General features: G+C 48.6%; 26 protein-coding genes and 1 pseudogene. 8 read left to right on the top strand and 19 right to left on the bottom strand.

Annotated elements, in window-relative coordinates; translation table 11 throughout:
* Positions 1-92: 92 nt before the first annotated feature.
* Positions 93-362, bottom strand: coding sequence for a SlyX family protein (locus HRU10_10140; GenBank protein ID NRA27592.1), 270 nt, complete (start codon positions 360-362; stop codon positions 93-95).
* Positions 363-542: 180 nt separating this feature from the next.
* On the opposite strand from HRU10_10140, the gene HRU10_10135 reads away from it, so the two are divergent.
* The 3 genes from HRU10_10135 (at position 543) to dnaA (ending at position 3,453) form a co-directional block, all read left to right on the top strand.
* Positions 543-947 (top strand): Hsp20/alpha crystallin family protein, encoded by a 405-nt coding sequence (locus tag HRU10_10135; GenBank protein NRA27591.1) that lies wholly within the window; start codon positions 543-545, stop codon positions 945-947.
* Positions 948-961: 14 nt separating this feature from the next.
* Entirely contained in the window at positions 962-1,324 is a 363-nt protein-coding gene (locus HRU10_10130) for an Hsp20/alpha crystallin family protein (protein NRA27590.1), read from the top strand.
* A 683-nt stretch (positions 1,325-2,007) separates the two neighbouring features.
* Positions 2,008-3,453 (top strand): chromosomal replication initiator protein DnaA, encoded by a 1,446-nt coding sequence (gene dnaA / locus HRU10_10125; GenBank protein ID NRA27589.1) that lies wholly within the window; start codon positions 2,008-2,010, stop codon positions 3,451-3,453.
* Positions 3,454-3,549: 96 nt separating this feature from the next.
* Here dnaA and HRU10_10120 read toward each other — a convergent pair whose 3' ends face one another.
* The 3 genes from HRU10_10120 to HRU10_10110 all read right to left on the bottom strand — a co-directional run bounded on the left by HRU10_10120 (position 3,550) and on the right by HRU10_10110 (position 7,381).
* A complete protein-coding gene (locus tag HRU10_10120) occupies positions 3,550-4,026 on the bottom strand; it encodes a hypothetical protein (protein ID NRA27588.1) in 477 nt (158 codons plus the stop codon).
* A 252-nt stretch (positions 4,027-4,278) separates the two neighbouring features.
* Positions 4,279-6,006, bottom strand: coding sequence for a single-stranded-DNA-specific exonuclease RecJ (recJ, locus tag HRU10_10115; GenBank protein NRA27587.1), 1,728 nt, complete (start codon positions 6,004-6,006; stop codon positions 4,279-4,281).
* A gap of 1 nt (position 6,007) precedes the next feature.
* Positions 6,008-7,381, bottom strand: coding sequence for a glutamate--tRNA ligase (locus tag HRU10_10110; protein ID NRA27586.1), 1,374 nt, complete (start codon positions 7,379-7,381; stop codon positions 6,008-6,010).
* 126 nt (positions 7,382-7,507) lie between these two features.
* Here HRU10_10110 and HRU10_10105 point away from each other — a divergent pair, with 126 nt between their 5' ends.
* Together HRU10_10105 and HRU10_10100 are read left to right on the top strand one after the other, a co-directional pair.
* Positions 7,508-8,302, top strand: coding sequence for a M14 family metallocarboxypeptidase (locus HRU10_10105; GenBank protein NRA27585.1), 795 nt, complete (start codon positions 7,508-7,510; stop codon positions 8,300-8,302).
* 92 nt (positions 8,303-8,394) lie between these two features.
* Positions 8,395-9,009 (top strand): LysE family transporter, encoded by a 615-nt coding sequence (locus tag HRU10_10100; GenBank protein ID NRA27584.1) that lies wholly within the window; start codon positions 8,395-8,397, stop codon positions 9,007-9,009.
* Here HRU10_10100 and HRU10_10095 read toward each other — a convergent pair.
* Entirely contained in the window at positions 9,006-9,500 is a 495-nt protein-coding gene (locus HRU10_10095; protein ID NRA27583.1) for a hypothetical protein, read from the bottom strand. The genes HRU10_10100 and HRU10_10095 overlap by 4 nt on opposite strands.
* Positions 9,501-9,517: 17 nt before the next feature.
* Entirely contained in the window at positions 9,518-10,519 is a 1,002-nt protein-coding gene (obgE, locus tag HRU10_10090; protein NRA27582.1) for a GTPase ObgE, read from the bottom strand.
* A 167-nt stretch (positions 10,520-10,686) separates the two neighbouring features.
* Here obgE and HRU10_10085 point away from each other — a divergent pair, with 167 nt between their 5' ends.
* The 3 genes from HRU10_10085 (at position 10,687) to HRU10_10075 (ending at position 13,474) form a co-directional block, all read left to right on the top strand.
* A complete protein-coding gene (locus HRU10_10085) occupies positions 10,687-11,847 on the top strand; it encodes an ATP-binding protein (protein NRA27581.1) in 1,161 nt (386 codons plus the stop codon).
* A 122-nt stretch (positions 11,848-11,969) separates the two neighbouring features.
* Positions 11,970-13,010, top strand: a complete 1,041-nt coding sequence (locus tag HRU10_10080) for a stilbene synthase (GenBank protein NRA27580.1) — start codon at positions 11,970-11,972, stop codon at positions 13,008-13,010.
* 104 nt (positions 13,011-13,114) lie between these two features.
* Complete coding sequence (locus HRU10_10075; GenBank protein ID NRA27579.1) at positions 13,115-13,474, top strand: energy transducer TonB; 360 nt, start codon at positions 13,115-13,117, stop codon at positions 13,472-13,474.
* Between the two features lie 45 nt (positions 13,475-13,519).
* On the opposite strand, the pseudogene HRU10_10070 reads toward HRU10_10075, so the two are convergent.
* The 13 genes and pseudogenes from HRU10_10070 to HRU10_10010 all read right to left on the bottom strand — a co-directional run bounded on the left by HRU10_10070 (position 13,520) and on the right by HRU10_10010 (position 22,826).
* Positions 13,520-14,118 (bottom strand): annotated as a pseudogene (locus HRU10_10070) (pyridoxamine 5'-phosphate oxidase family protein).
* A 60-nt stretch (positions 14,119-14,178) separates the two neighbouring features.
* Positions 14,179-15,000 (bottom strand): mechanosensitive ion channel, encoded by an 822-nt coding sequence (locus HRU10_10065; GenBank protein ID NRA27578.1) that lies wholly within the window; start codon positions 14,998-15,000, stop codon positions 14,179-14,181.
* Between the two features lie 615 nt (positions 15,001-15,615).
* Positions 15,616-15,831, bottom strand: a complete 216-nt coding sequence (locus HRU10_10060; GenBank protein NRA27577.1) for a hypothetical protein — start codon at positions 15,829-15,831, stop codon at positions 15,616-15,618.
* A gap of 138 nt (positions 15,832-15,969) precedes the next feature.
* Positions 15,970-16,173 (bottom strand): type II toxin-antitoxin system HicA family toxin, encoded by a 204-nt coding sequence (locus HRU10_10055; protein ID NRA27576.1) that lies wholly within the window; start codon positions 16,171-16,173, stop codon positions 15,970-15,972.
* Positions 16,166-16,378 carry a type II toxin-antitoxin system HicB family antitoxin gene (locus tag HRU10_10050; GenBank protein NRA27575.1) on the bottom strand — a complete coding sequence of 71 codons (213 nt, stop codon included), beginning with the start codon at positions 16,376-16,378 and terminating at the stop codon, positions 16,166-16,168. Before HRU10_10050 ends, HRU10_10055 begins: the two co-directional genes overlap by 8 nt.
* Before the next feature lie 477 nt (positions 16,379-16,855).
* The gene (locus HRU10_10045; GenBank protein NRA27574.1) at positions 16,856-18,097 is read right to left on the bottom strand and encodes a hypothetical protein; all 1,242 of its coding nucleotides are present in this window, start codon (positions 18,095-18,097) and stop codon (positions 16,856-16,858) included.
* Positions 18,098-18,101: 4 nt separating this feature from the next.
* Positions 18,102-18,827: a hypothetical protein gene (locus HRU10_10040; protein NRA27573.1), complete on the bottom strand. Its 726-nt coding sequence runs from the start codon at positions 18,825-18,827 to the stop codon at positions 18,102-18,104.
* Between the two features lie 189 nt (positions 18,828-19,016).
* Positions 19,017-19,559 carry a transposase gene (locus tag HRU10_10035; protein ID NRA27572.1) on the bottom strand — a complete coding sequence of 181 codons (543 nt, stop codon included), beginning with the start codon at positions 19,557-19,559 and terminating at the stop codon, positions 19,017-19,019.
* Positions 19,508-19,978, bottom strand: a complete 471-nt coding sequence (locus HRU10_10030) for a transposase (protein ID NRA27571.1) — start codon at positions 19,976-19,978, stop codon at positions 19,508-19,510. The genes HRU10_10035 and HRU10_10030 overlap by 52 nt, the downstream gene beginning before the upstream one ends.
* A gap of 200 nt (positions 19,979-20,178) precedes the next feature.
* On the bottom strand, positions 20,179-20,535 hold the full coding sequence (locus HRU10_10025; GenBank protein NRA27570.1) for a hypothetical protein: 357 nt from the start codon (positions 20,533-20,535) through the stop codon (positions 20,179-20,181).
* 36 nt (positions 20,536-20,571) lie between these two features.
* A complete protein-coding gene (gene tnpB, locus HRU10_10020) occupies positions 20,572-20,880 on the bottom strand; it encodes an IS66 family insertion sequence element accessory protein TnpB (protein NRA27569.1) in 309 nt (102 codons plus the stop codon).
* Positions 20,881-21,121: 241 nt separating this feature from the next.
* Positions 21,122-22,057, bottom strand: a complete 936-nt coding sequence (locus HRU10_10015) for a hypothetical protein (protein ID NRA27568.1) — start codon at positions 22,055-22,057, stop codon at positions 21,122-21,124.
* Between the two features lie 415 nt (positions 22,058-22,472).
* Entirely contained in the window at positions 22,473-22,826 is a 354-nt protein-coding gene (locus HRU10_10010; protein NRA27567.1) for a hypothetical protein, read from the bottom strand.
* Between the last annotated feature and the right edge of the window lie 293 nt (positions 22,827-23,119).

Below are 23,119 nucleotides of genomic sequence, written 5' to 3'. Positions count from 1 at the left end.
CTGGGTTTAATAGGTTAGAGATATTCCTGATAATACAATGTTAACTACGGCGCATCCGCAAGTTGATAAACACCACTTATAGGGGCCAAAGCCTAATAGTGCGGGGGCTTCTCATGGAGATTCAGTCGATCACCGTCACTCGGCTCATTGTTGGTAAGGTCGCGAATGCGTTCCTCCGCACGCTCCAGCTTCACTGAAAGCTGATTAAACAAGCGGCTTAGCCGCAGCATTTCAGTATCTTGCTCCTCCACGTGGCGCTCAAGAAAGGCGACCTTCTGCTCCAATTCCACGAGTCTATCTTCCATGAAGCCTATCCTACCAATATCCGTCGCTACAAGAAAGCCATAATCAGAATGCGTCATAATGGCGCTATTTAGAAACTGAGAAGCAAGGAGAAATAGCGGCACATATGTGGGTCATAATGTCTCTTAATAGAGAATTAAGAGATAGCTTAAATTCCTATTTATCATGCACTTATACAACTATTACTAGTGGCATCATTATCGCATATACACCACCACTTAACTCAACAAAGGAAACTCATGTATCTTACACCAAAATTCAGAAATACATACATATCACCGTTTGACTCAATCCATTCAATCCTGGGCAGCGTATTTTCGCCACGGCTCGAACCAGTCCTACAGAACACGGGCTACCCTGTAGACTTATTTGCAGACGAGGATAATGCTTACGTCCGTATCGAGGCTCCAGGATTGGATAAAGAAGCCTTTGAGATCAACATCGAACAATCGGTCTTAAACATCTCCATTCGGAAGGAAAACGGTGAGGAAAATACGGCACCCTCAGCGCAGAGCATTCGAAGAATCCGCCTCAAAGACGACATCGATACGGCGGCTACCCAAGCCAATTACAAAAACGGCGTTCTCGAACTCAGCCTACCGAAAAAAGCATCAGCCAAACCATCTCAAATCGAAATCAACTAACCTCATTAGATACGATGAACACAATATCCACAGACACATATGCTTCTGATTTAGCCACCGTCTCGCCTGACTACCAAATCATCGAGAAAGCAGACACCTATCAAGTAAGCGTAGACCTGCCCGGGGTTGCTCGGGATCAAATCAACCTCAAGGTCGAGAAAGGTATTCTAGAACTCACGGCCGAACAACGAGTGACAATTCCAACAGATGCTCGCGTGCTCTATAGAGAGACGAGAGATCGACGTTATGAACTGGCACTACGCCTCGGCGAGTCAGTCGACTCAAAGAAAATCGATGCCACGCTCGAGAATGGTCGTCTCCGTCTTGAATTAGCCAAGCGAGAGTCCGCAAAAGCGGCTCATATCGAGGTCAAATAACCCAGATTGGCTGTAGCCGAACATTTTTTGGCCTAAATTCAAAGGGACTCTGCAATCCAGCGGAGTCCCTTTTTCACGTCTTAGAAATGGGAATGATATTTTCACATTTTAGCGATTTTTTGTCTTGCACTTCGTGGGAAGACACTGAGGGCAAAATCCAGGTCCCCCCAGCCTCACCCCGAAAGACTTTTTTTCTGTGCCAACCAACCCCAAAAACCAAATATTCAACACATTCACCTTAGAGGTGAGAGCCGCGAAAAATCTCCCAACTCACCTAATTTCAACGACCTAGAACTAAGTTACAACACGGTAACAACCAGGACTTTTTTCGTCAAAAAAATGTCCCCAGCGCAATGTGAATAACTTGGGAAAAACTTCACCTTGAAAACACCTTATCGAGCGGTCGATTCTTTCGACATCTCTAATTCCTCTTTCTTAAATTCGGGCAAAACTCAGAGCAGGATTCCTGGAGTTTAAGATAGGTAAAAATTTTTTATCTCTTTAACTTTTCTCTATCAACAACTTATGAACGCTAAATCTGCTTTTCCCTCATCTGTCGCCGCTTTTCTGCCCGCTCCGACTCCACTTGGCAAACCTGAGGCTTCTGCGGGCAAGTAGCCCTGTGAACCCTACACTAGGCCAGCTCAATATTTTGTGAATAAACGTTATCACGGCTCACTCTAATGTCTTCTCTCCCTGTAACAAATCCCCTCTGGAACACCGTCCTGTCTGAGATTCAGAATATCTTCCCACTGGATGTTTTTGAAATGTGGTTTCAACCGCTCCAATGCACACGTGTAGAGGATGATGCGATTACCATCGCTACCCCTAATGAGTTCGCATCTTTCTGGATCCAAGACAACTATCTCGATCTCCTTCAGCAACAAACATCTATGGCAGCTGGACGGTCAGTGAGGGTCGATATTGTCGCGATGGAAAGCACCGAAGCGCCAGCGCAGGCACCCAGCGAGGATACTTCGCCTAGCCACGGAAATTTGGGTCAAGGGATCAATCAGTCTTTCGCAGACCGATCTCTTTCAGGAACCCCAGCGGCACGCGGAAGCGTTCCTTCAAATGGCGAGTCTTCTCGAAAGGTGAAAGGCTTCCAACTCAATCCAAAGAACACTTTCGAAAACTTTGTGATTGGACCAGGAAACCAACTGGCCCACGCAGCAAGTATCGCCATCGCTAGCAATCCAGGGCGGAGCTACAACCCGCTCTTTCTCTACGGTGAAACAGGGCTCGGTAAAACTCACCTCATGCATGCGGTCGCACACCATGCCATCCGCAACAACCCCAACATGACCGTGGCCTACGTTTCGTCGGAAAAATTCACCAATGAGTTCATCCGATCGATTCAGGAAAACACGCTGACTAAATTCCGCCAGCGCTACCGCAGCGTCGACCTACTGCTCGTCGACGACATCCACTTCCTCTCCGGCAAAGAGAGCACACAGGAAGAATTTTTTCATACCTTCAACGAACTCTTTGAATCGCAGAAGCAGATTTTCATTACCTCAGACAGACCCGCAGGTGAAATTGCCAAGCTTGAAGCAAGACTTGTATCTCGGTTCCAATGGGGACTTGTGACCGATATCCAAGCCCCCGATTTGGAGACACGTGTCGCAATTTTGAGTAAAAAGGCTGAAGGGCTGAAGCTAAACCTCGAAGATAGCATCTTGCACTACCTTGCCGAACGCGTATCTCGCAATGTCCGAGGACTGGAGGGAGCACTCACACGAGTCGCTAGTTATCAATCTCTGGTACGCAGCGTCATCAATGAGGACGTTTTAGACAACCTTCTCGCGGATATCCTTAGGGAAGAGGCGCAAACTAAGATCACTGTGGAAAAGATCCAAAAGGTCGTCGCCGATTATTATAACCTGCGTCTCGCTGACATGGTGAGCAAACGCCGACCAGCAAATATTGCATTCCCACGCCAAATAGCAATGTATCTGAGTCGCCTTATCACCGAGCATTCACTTCAGGAAATTGGAGATCAATTCGGTGGGCGCGACCACGGAACGGTGATCCACGCCTGCAAAACTGTGGAAAACATCATGGATCAAGATACGACTGTGAAACGCAGCGTGGAGTATCTTAACAAGCTGCTCACTAACAAGCGTTAGTCGATCACAGCATAGGCACTGGAGCAGAGACAGACGCTATGGCACACCGTCTCTGCCTTTCACAGAGGCGGATCGCCGAGCCACCCTTCAGTTTGGCTACATAGCCGGCCCCTGCAGTTTCTTTTGCAACTCCTCTTGAAATTCCATGATATCGGCCTCAGGCGGCTGGTAGCCCTCGGGTGAGTCTGAATTTGGCACTAAGCCCAAGCGTCCGAATTGGTCGAGCTGCCAACCAAGTGACTGACCATCGGAGAAAGTCACCTGGCCACTGGCCATAGCACCGGGACGCTTGATAGCGTCTACCTCGACACTCACCTTTCCAGGAAGCATCTCGGCTTCAGCATCGACCACCTCGGCTTCGCCCTCTTCCTTTTCTGTCGTCTCAGCTTCTGTGTCTTCTTGTTTTTTCTTATCTACAATCTCCATCTCGAGATCATCGATCAAGAAACGCAAGTCCATGTAGGTCATATTGATGGAGAACTCAGACGTGATCTTCTTTTGGATGTCAGATAGCGAAAGCCCTTCATCCAGCCAAGCTGCTAGATCTGCTTTTTGAGAGTCAGTTAAATTCATAACGCTCCAAAACATCTCGAAAACCCAGCGAGCCAAGTTAAATCATCGATATATAACTAATGAGGGTGGGATCAGATCTACGGAAAACTGATTTTGAGCTCAAATTAGGAGCGTAGAGTGATGGCGACAGCCATTGCTTGACTGAAGCTTTGATCCGCACGAAGGCGATCGCTCTCGCCATCACCCTACTAAATCCGTGTGGCGGTCACAAAGACAGAGAGGAAAAAGCGTTCTCGGGAGACATTAAGAAACTCAAGAGGCGAAGCACCAGTCGCGCACCGTTGCCTGTATTGTCCGTTCACCATTCCAGAAATTCCATCCAAGCTGAGCAGCTAGGAGGATGGGGCGGTGGACTGGAGGCGGATTGTCACTCAAATTCCAGGCGACACAAGAAACGCGTTCATCCTGACTATTGTGAAACGCAAAACGCAAGTGCCCTTTGCCAAATACTTTGGGCGGCATCTGCAGTGTAAGCGGCCCCACGGCAAAAGTCGGTTCTGGATTGCCCTGACCAAAGGGGTGCAACTCCTCGATATCCTCAATAAGCTGCTCGGTAATAACGTCAGCAGGAATCCGCGTTGCCAGTTCGATCTCTTGCTCCGGGATTCCATCCGGATAGAGCTTCAAAATCGTTTCAGCAAAACGTTCCCGAAATGCTGGCACAGATTCGGCGGCGAGGGACACGCCCACAGCCATCGGGTGACCACCCCAACTTTCCAGCAAATCATCGCAGTGCTCCAGTGCCGCCACCAAATCGATACCCTCAATCGAGCGCCCCGACCCTTTCGCTCCCTCTCCGTCCTGACCGAGCACAATGGCTGGTCGATGGAACTGCCGTGAAAGTCGACTCGCCACAATACCCACCACTCCCGAATGCCAGCTCGCATCGAATGCTACCAAGCCTGCCGCTTGAGGATCCCGTTCTTCGACCTGAAGGATCGCATCTGCCGCAATGGCACGCTCAATAGCCTGACGCTCACGGTTCATCTGGTCCAAGTCTCCAGCGGTCTCAGCACAAAAACTAAAATCTTCGCTCAAAAGCATATCTACAGGAACACAGGCGTCAGCTAATCGACCGCTGGCATTAATCCGCGGTCCAAGACGAAACGCCACGTCCACCGTACGTAGAACGTCGGTTGTGCTGAGATCAATCCCACTCACCTGAAACAGTGCGTGGATCCCGCAGCGCTTCGTATGGTAAAGTGCGTGCAGACCGCGGGAAGCAAGGATACGATTCTCATCGCGCAACGGGACTAGATCAGCCACCGTTCCCAGCGCAACGAGGTCAAGCACTTGGCGTAAATCGATGTTTTCGGCTATTGCATTCCCGTCCAACCGCAACTTTTTGATGAGGCCGTGAACCACCTTGAAGGTAAGGCCCACGGAACAGAGATCCTTCCATGCCGTCCCGTCTGGATCAAATAGGTGAGGGTTGACCAAGATTCCTGGTAACCGCTCGGCGTCTGTTGCCTGGTGATGATCCACGACCAAGGTGTCGATACCCAAACTCTGCAGATAATTGATTTCATCAACAGAGTTCGTCCCACAGTCCAGAGCGATGAAGAGGTCGGGCTTTGCACCTGATTCAAAAGAACGCTCAATGGCCTGTCGACTCAGGCCATAACCCTCCTCCAAACGTAGCGGAATACAGTAGTCTGGTTGGGCTCCAAAACGCTGTAAAATATGAACCAGGAGCGTTGTGCTAGTGACTCCATCCACATCATAATCCCCAAAAATTAGAATACGCTCACGCTCATTGAGAGCCCGCTCAATCCGCTCTACCGCGGCACGTAAATGAGTGATAGAGAAAGGATCCTCCAACTGGGCCAGACGCGGTTTTAAAAAAAGCTCTGCACGTTCAGGATCTACAAATTCAAGATCGATCTGCAAAAGGCGCTCACACACCGCCGGGTGTATGTTCAGCGCGCGGGCCAATTCTTTAGCTGCGACAGGATGAGTCGGCTGAAAACTCCAGTGCATCTCAGCTCAGCGTCGCCCTAAACTGACGAAGACGATCGACCACACAGCCTTGCCCCATAATCTCCAACATCGGATAGAATGATGGGCCCACATTGGTTCCGGAGAGCGCGACGCGCATCAGCGGCATATAGGCGCCGGGCTTATTGCCCGATACTTCAGCCGCCGCCGCAATAGCTGTCTCAATGGACTCCGCATCGAATTTACTGAGCTGTTCCAGCGCCTGAGCTGCTTCGTCTAAGCGTGCCGCCGGATCACCCTTTTTCGTGACTTTGTTGAGAGCCTTTTCATCCGTTGCGAAATCGTCCTTGAAAAAATAACGAGCAAACTGCGCTAACTCCCCCAATCCACGCACCTTTTCTTGGCATAATGCCAAGATGCTCTGGAGACGATCTTCGTCATAGTCTTCCGGAATCAGATCTGCCTCGACTAGGATCGGTTTGGCCAACCATGTAAAACTCTCGATCGGCATAGCGCGCACGTAGTGACTGTTGATAAAAGCCATCTTCTTCCCGTCAAACCGAGCGTTGGTCTGCGTGATTCCTGGAAGATCAAATAAATCTATAATTTCGTCTATGGGCAGAATCTCTCGATCGTCCTTGGGCGACCAACCCAAGAGGCAGAGATAATTACGAACGGCCTCTGAAAGGTAGTGTTGCTTCTGATAGTCCTCCACTAAAGCCCCCTGATCGCGCTTACTCATTTTGCCCTGCCCCACTTCCTTCAAAATGAGAGGCATGTGCGCAAAGGTCGGCACGTCGGCTCCGAACGCACGGAATAACTCCACGTGCTTTGAGGTATTGGACAGGTGATCCTCCCCACGAATGACATGAGTGATCCCCATCGTGATGTCATCCACCACATTCACAAAGTGGAAAACTGGATCTCCACTCGCACGAAAGATAACAAAGTCTCGATCCTCAGCCCGCTCCACCCGTCCGCGAATGGCATCCTCTATCACAACCGGAGCAGCCGCGACCTTCTCCACCTCCTTTTTAAGGTAGTCGTCATAAACGACACTGCGCTCACCTTCGAGGCGAAACCAGATAGCGCCGTCTTTCTCATAGGTGCGGCCTGCTGTCTCGAGCTTAGTCAGCCATTCTCGGTATATATTGCTCCGCTGGCTTTGAAAATATGGACCACAGGGGCCTTCGACTAGGGGGCCCTCATCCCAGTTGATACCCAACCATTTCATGCCATCGATCAGCACCTGTAGCGCTTCCTCAGTATTGCGCTCCTTGTCTGTATCCTCAATGCGGAGGATAAATTTTCCTCCGGTATGGCGGGCATAGAGCCAATTAAATAAAGCAGTGCGGGCACTACCGATATGGAAAAATCCAGTCGGGCTCGGGGCAAAACGGACACGGGTTTCGGTCATAGCTATGGCAAGTAGGCGGTCAAAAAATCAAAAAAGGGCAGCATACCGGACCTGCTCTGCCTGGAAACCCTTTTCTTGGATGGATGGTTTGATTTCCGATCACTTTACCCGATCATCCAGCCCGACATGCCAAGCACATTCAACGTCAACGCCTACATCGATCGACTCCGTACCATATTGCGGCCTCTACAGTTTACCGAAAATATTTTGGGCACCGTGGGTGACTATCCCGTCAGCGCCTGGACACGTCCCGCTCTTGACCCGGAGACCAAAGAACCCATCGAGCCCGTAGCACACATTTATATCTCCGGAGGCGTGCATGGGGATGAACCATCTGGCCCCTTAGCCATCACACGGATTCTACAACAATTTGTCCTCTCTACATCGGTGAGCTGGCATCTACTGCCTCTGATCAATCCGAACGGCATGGAAAAAGGCACGCGAGAGAACGCCGAGGCCATTGATATTAATCGCGATTTTCTAAATCAAGAAACACCCGAAGCTCAGCTCGTTTGCGACTTTTTAGAGCAAAATAAGCCCGCATCGGGCTACGACCTCACGCTCTGTCTTCACGAAGACTATGAGGCCCAGGGATGCTACTTGTATCAACTGGATGAAACCGAGCTAGCCGAATCACTCGCTAAGAAGATCCTCGAGAGCGCGAGTGAGTTCATTCCTGTGGAAGTGAGCCCTGAGATCGACGGACATACTGCTCGAGAAGGATTGATCACCCCGCTTATCGACCGACCAGAGGACATCAAAGATATGGATATGCTGCCTGAAGCAGTGCTCTTATTCAAAACTGCTACGCGCCGCAGCTACACAATCGAAACACCCAGCAGCGCCTACATAGAGCACCGCGTTGCCGCCCAGGCCGCTGCCATTCGGACAGCCGTCGCCCAAGTATTACGGACCCTGTAGATCTCGGCACATAGGCTCAAACCACACACGATATACGCATGACTCATGGCAGTTACTTTGGATGATCACCCCCAAAGCATACTGAAATTCCAATGGAATTTATCCTTCTGGCATCAGCACACCTAGCAGCAGTGATCTCGCCGGGACCGGACTTGGCTGTTGTCCTGAGGCAAAGCGTCCGCCAAGGACGACCGGCAGCCATTGCGACGAGTATCGGAATCGGCAGCGGAATTTTCTGTCACGCAACTTTCTGCATTGTCGCTCTACCCTGGATAGCCGGGCATTCTGGCACCTTCTACGTCGTCCTAAAATATGCGGGCGGCACTTACCTATTCATTATCGGACTGCTTGCGTTACGGGCAAAAGAATCGGCTACATTCCTGAAATCCAACTCCGTGGCGAAGACACAGCGGAAGCAGGCATCAGCATTTGCTCTAGGTTTCCTGACCAACGCGCTCAACCCAAAGGCTCTACTCTTTTTCATCTCAGTCTTCACACTGATAATCAGCCCAGACACTTCCCTATTCGTTCGTACAATATATGGGATTTACCTCGGTGTAGCCACGACTGGCTATTTTGCCCTGCTCTCGACAATTTTGACTATTCCGAGAGCCCGAACCCGATTTCAAGCTCATCAACACTGGCTCGACCAGCTCTTTGGTGTGATCATGATCACCCTCGCCATCGGCGTGCTTGTTTCGGACTAAGCTTCGACACTCAACTTACCGATAGCCTGAGCTATCTGACGAGACTCCGAAACGCACCATTCTATAGGTGCACTGAGGCGTTTTTCCCAGAACTCACGCGCCGGTTTACTCATGTAGTAGGCACTTGCCATAAACCACATACCTTCCTGGAAGTCGTATGGCACTGTCCACGTGGCCCAGCATACTTCCGGCTTTATCTCTGGATGATCGACTGGAGGTACGCTTGAGGCGTCGAAGACTCCGAGCTTGTGCTCGTCCACCTGGTAACGAATCAATGCGTTCTCATCTAGAACCTTGAGCTCCTGCAAAATAGAAATAAGCGAGGCCTTCGAAAGATCCTTCGTCTGAAGACGTTCCAAAAGGAACTCACTCGCCTGCTCCAGATCGCTGAAACTTATCATTTCGATATCGACTAGGGTCGCCCCTAAGAACCGATTTGCCCGCAAGATGAGAGGTTGGAGATTTACGCTTCCGCTCGGTTCTTCGCTCATGGTCTCTAAGATTCGGCTTAATCAGCTGCGGGTTTACAGGCGGTCCACAATCCTTGTTTTAGCTCTTCTAAGCCGGTCTCACCAATGCACGAAATAGCATGGATTTCAGTCCCCTCGTAGGCTGCTTGCATCCGCTGTAGGTTTTCAGCCGCATGAGGCTCATCCATCTTGTTGGCAGCAATCGCCCACGGCTTGTCCAGAAGTTCTTCTTGATAGGCACCCAGCTCATGCCGAAGGGCGGCAACATCCTCGACTGGATCACGGCCATCCGTGCCCTCCATATCGATAACATAGAGCAGCACCGAGCAGCGCTCGACGTGGCGGAGGAATTTATGACCCATGCCCCGATTCTCATGCGCCCCTTCGACCAGCCCAGGGATGTCGGCGAGCAATAGACGATCGAAGTAATCGTGATACTCTATAATCGCTATGTTTGGTCGCCGTGTAGTAAAAGCATAGTGCCCAGTCTTCGGTTGCGCGTTCGTCAGGCAACCCATCAGAGAACTTTTTCCAGCATTGGGATAGCCTACCATACCAATATCTGCGATGGTCTTAAGCTGCACCTTGTAAGCGCCCTCCTCGCCGTATTCTCCAGGGGTGGTCTGGCGGGGAGTTTGATTGGTCGCAGACTTGAAGTGTATATTGCCCAGCCCCCCCTTACCGCCATCGAGAAGGACCAGCTCGTGACCGTGCTCAAGAAGCTCCGCCACCAGCTCACCGCTCTCGACATCGCGGAATTCAGTGCCGACAGGAAACTTGAGGATGAGGTCGTCACCCCCTTTTCCATGCTGTTGCCGCCCTCGACCTGGCTCGCCATTACGGGCCTTATAATTGGGCTTAAAATGGTATTGCCGCAAATCGCTCACATTCTCATCACAGCGCACAACAACACAGCCCCCACGTCCACCGTCTCCACCATCGGGACCGCCTTTGGGAATATACTTTTCACGCCGCATGGAGAAACATCCGTCACCTCCATGACCTGCCTCCAGCGTGATGCTCACTTCGTCGAAGAACATGAGGCAGGTTTAACAGGCTCATCAGCAGACGCACGTCTAATATGCAGAGCTAATCACCATAAAGAATCAGCACATAAGTCTCAACCGGGGTGTTTAAATGCTCAAAACTGCAAATTCCGTTTTTAGAAATTGCAAATTCCGTTTTTTAAAAGTGGAATTTGCGTATTATGTGGATAACACGACAGGTCGAATCGCGCTTAAAAAGCAGTGCTGAAACACGTCCGGTGGTTGTAATAACGGGCCCTCGCCAGACCGGCAAAACTTCGCTTGTTAAACGTTTGTTCCCTGAGCATTCCTACGTCAGTCTAGATTTACCCAGCGAGGCAGCCCAGGCTGAAGGCAATCCATCCGGCTTTTTTCAGCGACACGGCGATCAGGTCATTATTGACGAAATTCAATATGCACCATCGCTGTTTCGGCACATCAAAACCATAGTCGACGCAGACCGAGATAAGATGGGGCGCTTCATTTTGACGGGCTCTCAGCCATTTCCTCTCATGCAAGGGGTCTCGGAGTCACTGGCAGGACGCACGGAAATCATTCAATTACCGGGGCTTAGCCTGAACGAACTGAAGGATGCTTCAATCGAGATCTCGATTGAGGCGTTCATGCTGCGTGGAGGATTTCCTGAGCTTTACGAAAGGCCTCATCTCGATCCAACCAGTTTTTATGCGTCCTACGTGGCCACCTATTTGGAACGTGATTTGCGTCAGTTGAGAGACATTGGAAATCTTCGAGACTTCGAGCGTTTCCTGCGGGCCTGCGCTTTACGTACCAGTCAACTTGTCAATCGAGCAGAGTTGGCAAGAGACGTTGGCATCAGTGAAAGCGCTGGTAGACAATGGCTATCAGTTTTAGAGCAGTCAGGTATTATCTCCCTCTTGGAGCCTTGGTTCTCCAACGCGACTAAATCGCTAATAAAAACGCCGAAACTCCATTTCAATGATAGTGGTCTCGCTGCTTTTTTGATGGGCATCACTCAAGAAGCGGATCTGGAAATATCACCCCTCACAGGAAGCCTTTGGGAAACTACCGTGTTCGCCGAGATTCGCAAAGAACTCAGTATACAAGGAGGTTGGCAACTCGCGTTTTGGCGGGATCGCAGTAAAGAGGCCGACTTTCTACTCCACAAAGCAGGACGCTTCAAAATCGCCGATGCCAAATGGTCCGAGAATCCGACATCCGTTGGCAAACTCGCCCGTATACAGAAAGAAATCGACAGTGCTCTTTCTCCCACTCTGTTTTGTCGAGCCAAGCACCCGTTCCCCCTTAAAAACGGTGGAGAAGCCCTACCGCTTCCATCATTGAGCACATTTCTTAATACTTGATTGCAGATCACTGGTCCAGTTTTGCCACCAGGGCTGTGCTACTTAATCCCGCGATTTGAAATATCGCCAGGAATACGAACTCTCACTTCCTCACCAGCCCCCTTTTTTTCAGCGAATCCATCATGCATTTAATCGGCATTTCATCGGCGACCCCTGTCGCTACCTACTCTCAGAAAGACTGCTGGGACATTCTGTGTGGTTCTGCAGCTTTTAACAAGCTGCGTCCGCGGTCTCAGGACATCTTGAAAAAAGTGTTGCTCAACGATAACGGGATTCAGCAGCGCCACTTTGCCTTTCCAGATATCGAAAACGTCTTTGACCAAGATGCAGAGGCTCTCAACAGAGCCTTTGAGAAGCTAGCTCCAGAGCTTGCGGAAGGCGCATTAACAGAGGCCTGTGAGGCAGCCGATATGAAAGTGACTGATCTCGATGGTCTCATTGTAGCCACATGCACCGGCTATATCTGTCCAGGCATCAGCAGCCACTTGGCAGAACGTATTGGCCTACCGGCAGATCGCTATCTATGCGACTTAGTCGGCCATGGATGTGGCGCTGCGCTGCCCACGCTTCAAAACGCCTATCACTTTCTCGCGGCAAACCCAGATAAACGCATCGCAGCGATCCAAGTCGAGGTGTGTTCAGCAGCCTTTTATCTCGATAACGATGTTGGCGTCCTCATCAGCCTGTGCTTGTTCGGCGACGGAGCTGCAGCTTCTATTTGGACGGGAGGCGATCCACGAGGGCACCCAGAAATACTCGGCTTCGAGAACCTGCACTTACCCCAACATCGTGATCTGCTCCGTTTTGAAAACAAACGAGGTAAGTTGCGCAACCTGCTCGATCGCTCGGTCCCAGAGATCGCAGGCATGGCCGTGGCGGAACTTAATCAGTCGATGGAGCGACGCCTGGGCAGCCAGCCAGACCAACTGCTCGCCCATCCCGGTGGGCGCGATGTCATCAATGCCATCGAAGAACAACTATCCAATTTCGATTACAGTATCACTCGCTCAATCCTCGCTGAACACGGGAATATGAGCAGCCCATCGGTAATCTTCGCGCTCAAGCAGTTTTTGAAAAACCGCGAAGGAGGACCTGAGATCGTCGACCTCACCGCGTTCGGCGCAGGATTTACGGCATATATGGGAAGACTCTGCTTACAATAGAAGCGGTATACCCATATTTTCCAAACAGATACAAAGATCGAAAGCATTTTTCTGCTGGTCATCTTTCTGCCTGAGGTATTGTGCTACTTGCTCCAAAAACCGTTATGAAAAACTTTTTTATATTGCTCCTCTTGTCTGGCCTACTCCTGGTCGAAGCGACCGCCGACTATCAACGTCACTTTTCGATCCGAGAACTCGATAGTGTTCCCAAACGGATCGACGGTAAACCTCCAGTTTATCCCCCTCACCTGAAAGCCGGGCATGTAGAAGGAAACCTGAAACTTGTGGTAGTGATAAATGAGTCGGGAGATGTCGAAGTGATCGACGTCATAGAAGCAAGCCACCTCAGCTTTATCGTGCCTGCCATACGCTCAGCTGAATCGGGTAAATTCACGCCTCCGATGAAAGATGGAATCCCGGTAAAGGCTAAGTATATCTTCCCTTTCAATTTCAGACTGAGGTAGATCGCCTGCTTAGTCGCAAAATAAAAGTCCTTCAGTCCCGAGAAATCACTTCAGGCGCTCAAATTCCTCTTCCAGTTCAGCAATCCGTGCCTTGAGCTTATCCACCGATGGAGCTATCTGCTCTGCCGTGTAGCGAGGCGTGATGTATTGAGGACAATTCCAGTCATAAGATAACACATCGATGATGAAGCCACGCTCAACACGACGCGCCATCTCAGGATCAACAATCTGCTGAAACAGCTCAGGATCTTCGTCTGCACTGATCACATGCACATGCCCCAAGATCTTGAGGCGCGCCTTGGCAGGGTAATCCATCAAGAACAGAGAGACTCGATTGTTCTGGGATAGATTACCGACAGACAATAACTGGCGATTACCTCGGTAATCAGCAAAACCCATCCGAGAAGCGTCAAGGACCTTCAAGAAGCCTGCAGGGCCACCCCTATGTTGGACATAAGGCCAACCATCTTCATTGACGGTAGCCATGTAAACGAATCCCGCGTGGTAATAAAATCGTGCTCTCTCGGAGTAAGGGGGTCTAGTTCTGGCGCGCCAGTTCCATAATCCTCTGCCTTGTGGTAAAAACGCTCCTGAGCGGCTTTAACCGCAGGAGTTAGAACGGTCTCCATGTATCGTTGAGCCATAGTACTTCTCAGAGCACACCGCTCAGATATTTAATCCAAAGTTTTTTCAAATAGTGAAAATTAACCTGCATCCTGGATGAGATGGACATCGGTCTGGGGAAAAGGAATGGTGATGCCGTCTGTGTCGAAAGCTTCCTTGATCTTGCGCATCAAGCTCAGCCGAACTGTCCACCAGTCAGCACGCGGCACCCAAGCCCATACGATAATGTTGACCGAGCTGTCTCCCAGAGAAGTCACCTCCACCAGGCGCTCTGGATCCGCCTGAACCTTATCCTCTTCATCTAAGACTTTGTTAATGATCGCGATGGCCTTTCCGATGTCGTCAGAATAGGCGATACCAAACGTCTCATTGAAGCGCCGTAAATCATTATGCGAGTGGCTCAGGTTCATCGCAACGTTGCCCCAGAGCTTACTATTCGGAATAAAGACACTGGGACCATCAGGGGTGTGTGCCCGCGAAGCGATGAGACCAATATCGTCGATCACGAATACATCGTCTCCCACCTTGATGACCTCATCGACTTTAAAAGGCTTCAAAATGAGCACCATCACACCCGCCGCGACGTTCGACAGCGTCCCTTGCAAGGCCAGGCCAACAGCGAGACCCGCGGCACCCAACGCCGCCACCAAACTGGTCGTTTCCACCCCAAACTGATGCAAGGTAGCCACCACCGTAAACAGCATCACGGTAACGAAAACGATCTGACTGAAGAGACCGCCCACAGTCGTATCTGTGTGCTTTGAATTCTTTGTATATTTCCTGGTCCAACCAGCCAAAGCTTTCGCTATGATAAAACCGACGATCAGGGTGATAATGGCACCGATCACCTTGAGGCCGTAAGTAGTGAGCACCGTTTGTAGCATTTCGAGGTCTAGATTCATGACACGCAGTCCTGCTAGAAAGGTAGCGAAATGCAAGGGTACTTAGCCACGGTGCGAAAAACCGCACGTGACCAGAAATTCGGGAAAAAGCCATATTTTGTAGGATGATCGCGAGAGCGATTGCCAAAGAGTCATCGACCTCGCCCCAGGGCCAGAAAACTACACTATTCCAAACAACACCCGCGACATCGTCTATCGCAACGCTGACGTCCACTTAGATAACAACACCGACGCCACCGGCAACCCTGTAGGCCTACAACCCATGTAGAACATAAAGCTCCCTCGCCGCTGAAGCCCAAATGGCCGGATGAAGTGGCACGGTTAGTGACCGCCAGGCAGCGCGGCGGTGCGCTGGCTCTCAGACAACGTGCCGGTCGATCTGCCGCAGTAGCTGCTCCCGCTTAGCGGAACCCATGCAACGTGCGAGTGATAGTCTAATACCTGGACCAAAGCGGAGGGCCCGGGAAGAATAAGGGCAAAGGCGGTGATGGTCGTGTTGATTACGTTTTTACGAAAATCAAGGAATCGTCGACTGACCCCTTTTTGCGTTCCCCTTCGGTGACAGATGGGGTATTTCTCAGGTGCTCGACGACTAAAGAGGTGTCCAGAAGGAGTTTACCGGCTTTCAAGGTCCACCCTTTCGCAGTCTTTGAGAGCTTCCAACCAGGCTGCACCTTCTTCTTCAGACAGAAGCCCAGCACTCGCTTTCAAGTGCTCACGGCGTTCTTCCAGAGACTCTTCATACAGTGCATGTATTTTGGATGCTGCCTCATCCAGCTTGGAAGGCAGGAGACCTTTGAGTTCCTCAATGATAGTTTCTAGAGCGCTCACGATTGTTTTGGCAAAATGGATCAGTTAATTCATCTTCGCAAATCTTTGCTAGAGGGGAAAAGGGGTCAGCAACGGTCTTTGAGCTACCTAAAAACAAAAAAGCCCAACTCATTACGAGCAAGGCTTTTAAAAAGCAGATCAGAACAGACGCCGAGGCAGCCCTGATTGTCGGATTATGGAGCCGATTGTCCCGCGAGGGATTTCGCGGCGGCCAGCTGGGACGATTACGGTATGCCCTGATGCATCACGGTATTTCATGTGGCTGCCGCGTTGCGAAACGAACTCAAAGCCATTGGCCAGGAGGATCGTTACCACCTTTTCAGAGCTCAATAGTTTAGGCATGCAACAAGCGCTCGCCGATCATCACTTCCTCAATTTCTTGATAAGCAGATTCAGGAGCGTCCTCTAGGTAAAGTTCGAGGGCCTCCTTGAGGTTGTCCACAGCTTCACTGGCAGTATCACCAAAACTAGACAGGTCCACATTCAGGCACTGAGCTACGTAGTGTGGTGACTCTTTATACACACAGTATTTCATGACGTGATTCATGGCTACTTACCCTGCCGAATTAACGCGGGGTTTCAAGACCGCCTTTTTCAAGGCGCGCCGGATGGGCCCATGCGTGGACTTCTTGGTCTCAGACAGCAGGCCGGTCGACCTGCCGCCCGAGCGGGATCCATACGGCGTGCGAGTGCTAGATTAATACCTGGACCGGAGGGATGGCTCCGCGGAGGCCACTGCCAAAGCGGAGAGCCCCGGGAAGGATGAGAGCAGAGGCGGTGACAGATGGCACTGAAAGCCTAGCTGGCAACGACTGTTCTCGCTGGGGAAGTTAGATTGGCTCGAGGACGTTGATCGGGTTGGTGGTCGAATAGGTTTTTTACAAGATTCAAGGATTCTTAGACTGACCCGATTCTGCATTCCCATTCTGCATTCTCCCCTTTTACTTTTTAATTCCTTAATTATGAAACTCTAAACAGCCTTGTCTGACTATAAACAATCTTCAAGCCGTCTTATATTTCACCTTCACTTTAACCTCCAAAATCGAAATTTGATTATTAAGAAAACAAAAACTGATATAATGAAAATTAGTATCATCCACGGATACACACTTTTTTCTTCAACTTCAGGCTTATATTCACTAAGCTTAGCTCTTTCAATTTCTCCAGATTTGTTATTATTTAATATATTTTCTTCATTAGATTTTTCTAGAGCAACCAATTCGGCTGCCGGGTCTCCCTCAACGAAATCAATCAGATGATCTATAAACATTTCCTGGCTTGAGAAAATAACATCTGCAAAGCTTTGATAAGAAAAATTAACTAGTTGGAATTCCCCATCCCCTCTTTTAAATACAGTATCATAAATCACCTTTCCATTTATTGACTTATATATTAAAAACACGGGATCAGCGTCTATAAAAAAGAGATATTGAGCGGAATTCAACAAACCCCCATAGCGTTCTATTTCGTCTGAAGGTAACGTCTTAGCCCAGCTCTCAAATCGTCTTTTACTACTTGCATCAAAAAAATCGAAAAAATCAAAGACCGAGCTTTTCAAGCTTAGAATAACATTACGATAAAACCCTAATGCTTCTAAGTCTAAATTTCCATTTGTTATCCATTGACCATCGTCTTTTGCTTCAATTATGCTACCTATAAACTCTATATAAGACTCAAATCCAGGTAATCCCGATCCTATAGGCAGTCTATATTTAGTACCTGAATCAGCGTAAATTTCAGGATTCCCATTCTCGGCTATTTGAAAAATTGTCGCAAAGAGATCCTGAAAGATATCTTTTTCACCCAGATCCACATATTCATCCGACAATCCAAATCGATTAACCATAAAAACCCGTGCTAATGATCGCTTAGAGTTATTTAAAGACATACGGACCGTTACGTATTTTCTTTCGTGCATCAAAAGATGATTCACAATAAATGAGCTATCTATAAGATTTGAAAAGGCGTCAAAGTAGCCACTTGCGAGATCAAATTTATTCTCATTAGATTTCGATGCCTCAAAAAACCCTGAAGTATCCTGAAATTGAATTGAATTAAGAAAATTCACTATGCTTTCGCCAGAGCCTTCCCATCGAACATAATCATCATAGCTTCTGGAAATGTTATCAACATAAATCTTCAAGTAGGCACTAGAAAGAACATCCTCTCCAGCGACACGGAAAGGAATCTTTAACTGCCTATATTCCGCATAAACAGATTGATATAAATATAAATAAAAAAATAGAAATAATAGAATTTTATGCATATCATTAAGGATAAATTTTAAAATCAAACTTAGCTCCTTGGCCAGCCACGCTGAATTCCACAGACCAAACTATATCTTCAACACGAGCTAAACCGTAAGGTCCTCGATCACAATTCTCGCGATCATTCACACCAACCGTTCCAGTCAAGCCCACAGATATATTCGCAGGTGTAGTTACGATATCAGCACATTTTTTTTCAAAGAAAATAGAATCGAAACAAGCAATAATTTCAAATGTTAATTTAGTACTGATGCTGGCTCCTATATTTACCGATCCATAGTTACAAGACTCTGAATCACATTCGTCTTGCCTCAAACCTGCAACACCGGAAACTGAAAAATCGCTATCCAATTTTATCCCTACATCAAACTCGATAGTTGCAATAATAATAGATAGATCAATTTCTCTTGTTATATTAGGAGGACCCCAGAGTGTAATGCCTACAAGCTTCGCCGATAGCTTAGCATTGGCCTCACGATAACTCTCACCATCAGAAATTTTACTGTTCCCTTGACAACAGTCTCTTTCTTTGTTTTTGAGACCGAATGTCAGAGAGTCAAGTGTCACATTAACATTGGGAATACTATTTATAGTACGTTCAACTTTGCCCAATATCTCAGGCGGAACGGTCACCATAAATGAACCATCTCCTGGTAGCCCATCTTTCCAAGTCACCTCGTCGATACAAGATGGCAACGGAGTAGAATTACATTCCATATCTTCTGGCACTACTGAAGCCTGCGATGGACAGCATTTTTCTGTTTGCGTGTTGTAAAGACGAGCAGCCGGAGAACAGCATTCTGTATCAGGGCCACTGTAGAAGTGAAACTGGTTACCATCTAAATCATTGCAACAATCATTGCCATCTCCAGCTTCATCGAACCCGTCTCCGTTGTAAGCGTCCCTTAGAGCACCTCATCAAGTAGCAGACGGTTTCCAGTTTTTCGGAGCCAGGCTGGAGATGAACTCGGGATCGCTGCGATCTTCACGAGCGAGGCGATTGAGCACCTCGAGCAGATACTCTTGCGGATTGTGACCGGACAGGTGGCAGTTTTGAAGGATCGTGTAGAGGATTGCGCAGCGGCGACCTGCTTTCGGGTGACCTATAAATAACCAGTTCTTGGCTCCAAGTTTGGTCGGGCGGATCACCTGTTCGACGGGATTGTTATCCAAAGGCGCTGCCGGGTGATCAAAGATGGCGCTCAGCGAGCCCCATTGATTGAGCATGTAGCTAACCGCTGCATGGGTTTTACTTTGCTTGGGCAGATTCAGGAGGTCTGAATCGAGGCGGTGCTTGATCGCTTTAAGCATAGGGAGGCTGTCGCGGGTACGATCGTGATCGGGTTCCTTTTCCAAGCGATAGAGTTCTTGGAACTGTTTAAGATACCAGGCACTCGCTCCCTCTTCGGCTATAGTCCAGGCTTCGTAAAATTTGCGCCGTGCACGGCATGGGCCATACAGCCTAGTAGCGTGAAGCCTTCACTCTGGGCAAGCTGACCATAGACAGCATAACCATCAGCTTGCAGGCAACCGCGGTAGCCGCGCAGCATCGACTCCGCAGCCGTGCGGCCACGGCTCATGTGCCAGTCGTAAAATACCTGATTACCACTGCGATAGACCCAAAGGTAGCCATGCCTGGAACGGTGTTTCGTATCTGGATCATTACATCTTATAGGCGTCTCATCAGCATGCAGGTGCTGTTGCCTGAGCAAATCACTTTTGATAGAGTGATAAATGAGTCCGAGCCAATCTTCGGCTATCACACGCACCCATTCGCAGAGCAGTTTGCGCGAGAGCTGCACGCCGTAGCGCCTTTTAAAAATCTGCTCTTGGCGATAGAGCGGCAAATGATCGAGGTATTTGGCCAAAATGATCTGCACGAGTAGAGCAGGGGCCGCGATGCCTCCTGCAAGAACCCGTGGCGGGGTTGCAGCTACGATAGGCGCGCTGTTGCGATCGTTTTGCGCTTAAAACGGGGATGAATGATACGGCGCTTAATAAACTTCATCGGTACGATATCGAGCAGCTCGGTTACCTCAGGTTCGCCGATCTCCTCATAAGCTTCGGGCTCGGACTGAACCTACTCAGGAATCACTGTTTGCGTCTGTTCCTCAATGTTTTCAGGAAAGACGTAACGACGGCGGATCTTTGGCTCTTTGTCCGTAGCTGTAGCCGTTTCAGGCTTGTCAGACTCAGCTTGTGGTGGATCTGCCTGTTGAGCCACGATTGCTTGGAGTGTATCGATAGTTGTCTCAGTCGTCTTGAGGTCGAGTTCAAGTTGATCTCGGTCGATACTCTCACCACGCTTGGAGCTATATAGGCGTAAGCGAAGCTCTTTTACAATTAAGCGCAGCCTTGCGATCTCCTCTTCGCAGGACTGGATAACCCGTCGAGAGTGAGTGACTTCGCTTCTTAACTGTTGGAGCTCGGTCAACATTCAACATTTTGTTATGCATCTCGGAAAAGTTAAGAACTAAGTGCGAGAAAATCGTTGTTTTAAGGACTCGCCATCACAGATCATCGAAGCATCACGAACACTAATAACTGAAGCCCCTTCGGCCTTTTCGAGCCACTGAAATGCACCCTGGTCAATGCGCCGTGTAACCAACGAGAGGCCACGCCCATCCATCTGGACCGCTTTAACCAAAGACCGGCTGCGGTTGCTAAACAAATACCACGCCCCGGGCCTAACACTTGTGACTAATGCCAGCAATCCGCCAGCGCCTTTACGAAGATCGACCACGCCGTGGCAGATCACGATATCTTCTCCATCAAATAGCATCCGGGGAGTTTACCCGGCTTTGGCATGATCGTGAAGGGGGTGTTCTAACGGACGCTTACCATGTGCCGTGCGATGCTAGATCAATACCTGAGCCGGAGGGAGGGCTCCGCGGAGGCCACTGCCAAAGCGGAGGGCCCCGGGAAGGATGAGAGCAGAGGCGGTGACAGATGGCACTGAAAGCCTAGCTGGCGATGACTGTGCTCGCCAGGGACGGTCGATTGGTTCGAGGACGTTGATCGGGCTAATGAGCGCTTTTTCGTGTTTTTAGGATGATGCCAATGGCGATTAAGAGAATCAAAATTCCGATTAGCCAAGGAAGCCGATTCGGAGAGGATAGCTGTTCAATAGGACCTTCGTTTGGTTCTGGATATAAGGTTGGACTAAGGTTTTTGATCTCTTCGATATTATCATCCTGGATTGAATTAGTATTTTTAATATTCACTTGGTCCAAAGACGACTTATTATGTCCAAATAAAGCGGTTAACATCTCCACCTCAAAATGATTAGCGTCGAGCACTTCAACCCCAGAAAAACGCTCATTGCGCCAGTCAGAGTAGTTCACTCCTGTAAGACTCAAAACCTCTAAAAATTTTTGATTTAACAAATATGCGTATGCTTGGCTTCTGTAGCCTTCACGAATCTCTTCATCTGTTGGTATTTTTGCATTAATGAATATCTTTGTCTGTTCAAAGCCTTCGGGTGAAAACCCACTTTTTAGTTGGGTCCAATCCACAGCAGAAATAACATTTTTGTAGTCTTCATTGTAAAGTTTTTCTGCCTTTTCTGGATCTTCACCATAAACTTCCAATAATGGTGCTATTTCTGCCATTTTTTCCAGTTGCTCTTTGTATTTTTTTGATGGGTTTTCGGCTGTTCCATAAGTCAAAAATAAAAGCTTATCTATTCTCTCCTCCACCTCTTTTTCTTGAACTTTATTACCAGTTTCTTGGAGATACTTCTCCATGAAAAAACTCTCTAGATAATTAATAATTGAACGAGTATTTTTTCTTCTTTTAACAAGTGATTCCTCATATGAAAAACTGGAATCTATTTCTGTTAATGGGAGGGAATTAAAATCCAAAAAACTATCCTCGATTTTTAGAATAGCTTTTGAGGATAGAATTGAAATGCTTAATTGATAAAATACAACAAATACGATTATCAGCTTTGTCTTCATAGCTAATCAAATTATAAACCTTGATCTGGGCTTTCTACTGTTCGATCAAGAGGAGGTATCCAAGGTATAGGTCCAGTCATTCCAGAGGATGTAAGGTTAACTAAGCTCTCACCATGTGAAAGTGAATTCATATAATTTTCGTCTACCCATTTATTTGTCAAAGCCTCAAATGGTTGAGTGTTTGGAGGAACAATCATAGACGGAACTGTCATTGCTGTAGGGTATTCGTCATCAGCTCCAACATATCGATGTCCTACATTCATCGATTCTTGACCCCAGCCAGGACCGGCCCCTACGAAATCTGATTCAAAGTAACTTCGATACAGATAGTTTGTCTTCCCTTTGTGCGACAAATTTCCATATTTCACACTTACGTAAGTTTCATCAAGTTGCATTTGGAAGAAAACCCTAACCATCACCGCCCCCCAGGGTTCTGGTCACCATACCACTGGCTGTATGTATCATTCCCTGAGGTATACTGCTTTGTAATTTCAATTGGTAGGTCTACGGTAGCAACTATATTTTGATTCTTCTCTAAAGATATTCTTAAATCAAAATTGTCAGGAGAGCGTATTCTTCCGGTTGCAGGATCAATTCTCAAGATATCCTCATTTTGATTCAGTGTAAGCTCGAACTCTCTTCCGCTATATGCTTTGGCATCAAGTTCAATTGCACCTCTACTGATTGATACCCGATCGAATCCTCCACCTACTGCAACATTTCCTCTGATCCTTAATTCGCCTGATTCATTTATTCCTTCCACCTCCATCAAGTCTACGTTTAGGAGGGTAACCCTAGCTAGATTCGAGGCTGTGCCATTTGAGTCGACGGATGACGCTACAAATTCGAAAGGCTCATGACTTGTCGTGACAATTCGGAATCTACGGTTTTCGCTACGCAAGACGGCTCCGCAGTAGGTGACACCATTATTTCGAAATTCGGTGAGTCGGTCATCAGTTTCTTCGGGGTCGATCCATTCGAAGCTTAGCCCGGATTTTGCATGAACATGTCGACAGTCCAGTGTTGACAATAAAAATGTCTTCCTGCCGGGCTTCTTTGCTT

Source organism: Opitutales bacterium (assembly GCA_013215165.1).
Taxonomy (GTDB): Bacteria; Verrucomicrobiota; Verrucomicrobiia; order Opitutales; family JABSRG01; genus JABSRG01.
The sequence above is the reverse complement of the archived record's forward strand: the minus strand, read 5'-3'. Positions and strand labels throughout refer to the sequence as shown.

Coding starts and splice junctions, on each gene's coding strand:
- HRU10_10135 (NRA27591.1), top strand. CDS start 543: ATGTATCTTACACCAAAATTCAGAAATACATACATATCACCGTTTGAC.
- dnaA (NRA27589.1), top strand. CDS start 2,008: ATGTCTTCTCTCCCTGTAACAAATCCCCTCTGGAACACCGTCCTGTCT.
- HRU10_10025 (NRA27570.1), bottom strand. CDS start 20,535: ATGTTGACCGAGCTCCAACAGTTAAGAAGCGAAGTCACTCACTCTCGA.
- HRU10_10120 (NRA27588.1), bottom strand. CDS start 4,026: ATGAATTTAACTGACTCTCAAAAAGCAGATCTAGCAGCTTGGCTGGAT.
- HRU10_10055 (NRA27576.1), bottom strand. CDS start 16,173: ATGCCTAAACTATTGAGCTCTGAAAAGGTGGTAACGATCCTCCTGGCC.
- HRU10_10045 (NRA27574.1), bottom strand. CDS start 18,097: ATGCATAAAATTCTATTATTTCTATTTTTTTATTTATATTTATATCAA.
- tnpB (NRA27569.1), bottom strand. CDS start 20,880: ATGCTATTTGATGGAGAAGATATCGTGATCTGCCACGGCGTGGTCGAT.
- HRU10_10140 (NRA27592.1), bottom strand. CDS start 362: ATGACGCATTCTGATTATGGCTTTCTTGTAGCGACGGATATTGGTAGG.
- recJ (NRA27587.1), bottom strand. CDS start 6,006: ATGCACTGGAGTTTTCAGCCGACTCATCCTGTCGCAGCTAAAGAATTG.
- HRU10_10015 (NRA27568.1), bottom strand. CDS start 22,057: ATGAAGACAAAGCTGATAATCGTATTTGTTGTATTTTATCAATTAAGC.
- HRU10_10085 (NRA27581.1), top strand. CDS start 10,687: ATGTGGATAACACGACAGGTCGAATCGCGCTTAAAAAGCAGTGCTGAA.
- HRU10_10105 (NRA27585.1), top strand. CDS start 7,508: ATGCCAAGCACATTCAACGTCAACGCCTACATCGATCGACTCCGTACC.
- HRU10_10100 (NRA27584.1), top strand. CDS start 8,395: ATGGAATTTATCCTTCTGGCATCAGCACACCTAGCAGCAGTGATCTCG.
- HRU10_10080 (NRA27580.1), top strand. CDS start 11,970: ATGCATTTAATCGGCATTTCATCGGCGACCCCTGTCGCTACCTACTCT.
- HRU10_10110 (NRA27586.1), bottom strand. CDS start 7,381: ATGACCGAAACCCGTGTCCGTTTTGCCCCGAGCCCGACTGGATTTTTC.
- obgE (NRA27582.1), bottom strand. CDS start 10,519: ATGTTCTTCGACGAAGTGAGCATCACGCTGGAGGCAGGTCATGGAGGT.
- HRU10_10050 (NRA27575.1), bottom strand. CDS start 16,378: ATGAATCACGTCATGAAATACTGTGTGTATAAAGAGTCACCACACTAC.
- HRU10_10065 (NRA27578.1), bottom strand. CDS start 15,000: ATGAATCTAGACCTCGAAATGCTACAAACGGTGCTCACTACTTACGGC.
- HRU10_10130 (NRA27590.1), top strand. CDS start 962: ATGAACACAATATCCACAGACACATATGCTTCTGATTTAGCCACCGTC.
- HRU10_10010 (NRA27567.1), bottom strand. CDS start 22,826: ATGGAGGTGGAAGGAATAAATGAATCAGGCGAATTAAGGATCAGAGGA.
- HRU10_10095 (NRA27583.1), bottom strand. CDS start 9,500: ATGAGCGAAGAACCGAGCGGAAGCGTAAATCTCCAACCTCTCATCTTG.
- HRU10_10075 (NRA27579.1), top strand. CDS start 13,115: ATGAAAAACTTTTTTATATTGCTCCTCTTGTCTGGCCTACTCCTGGTC.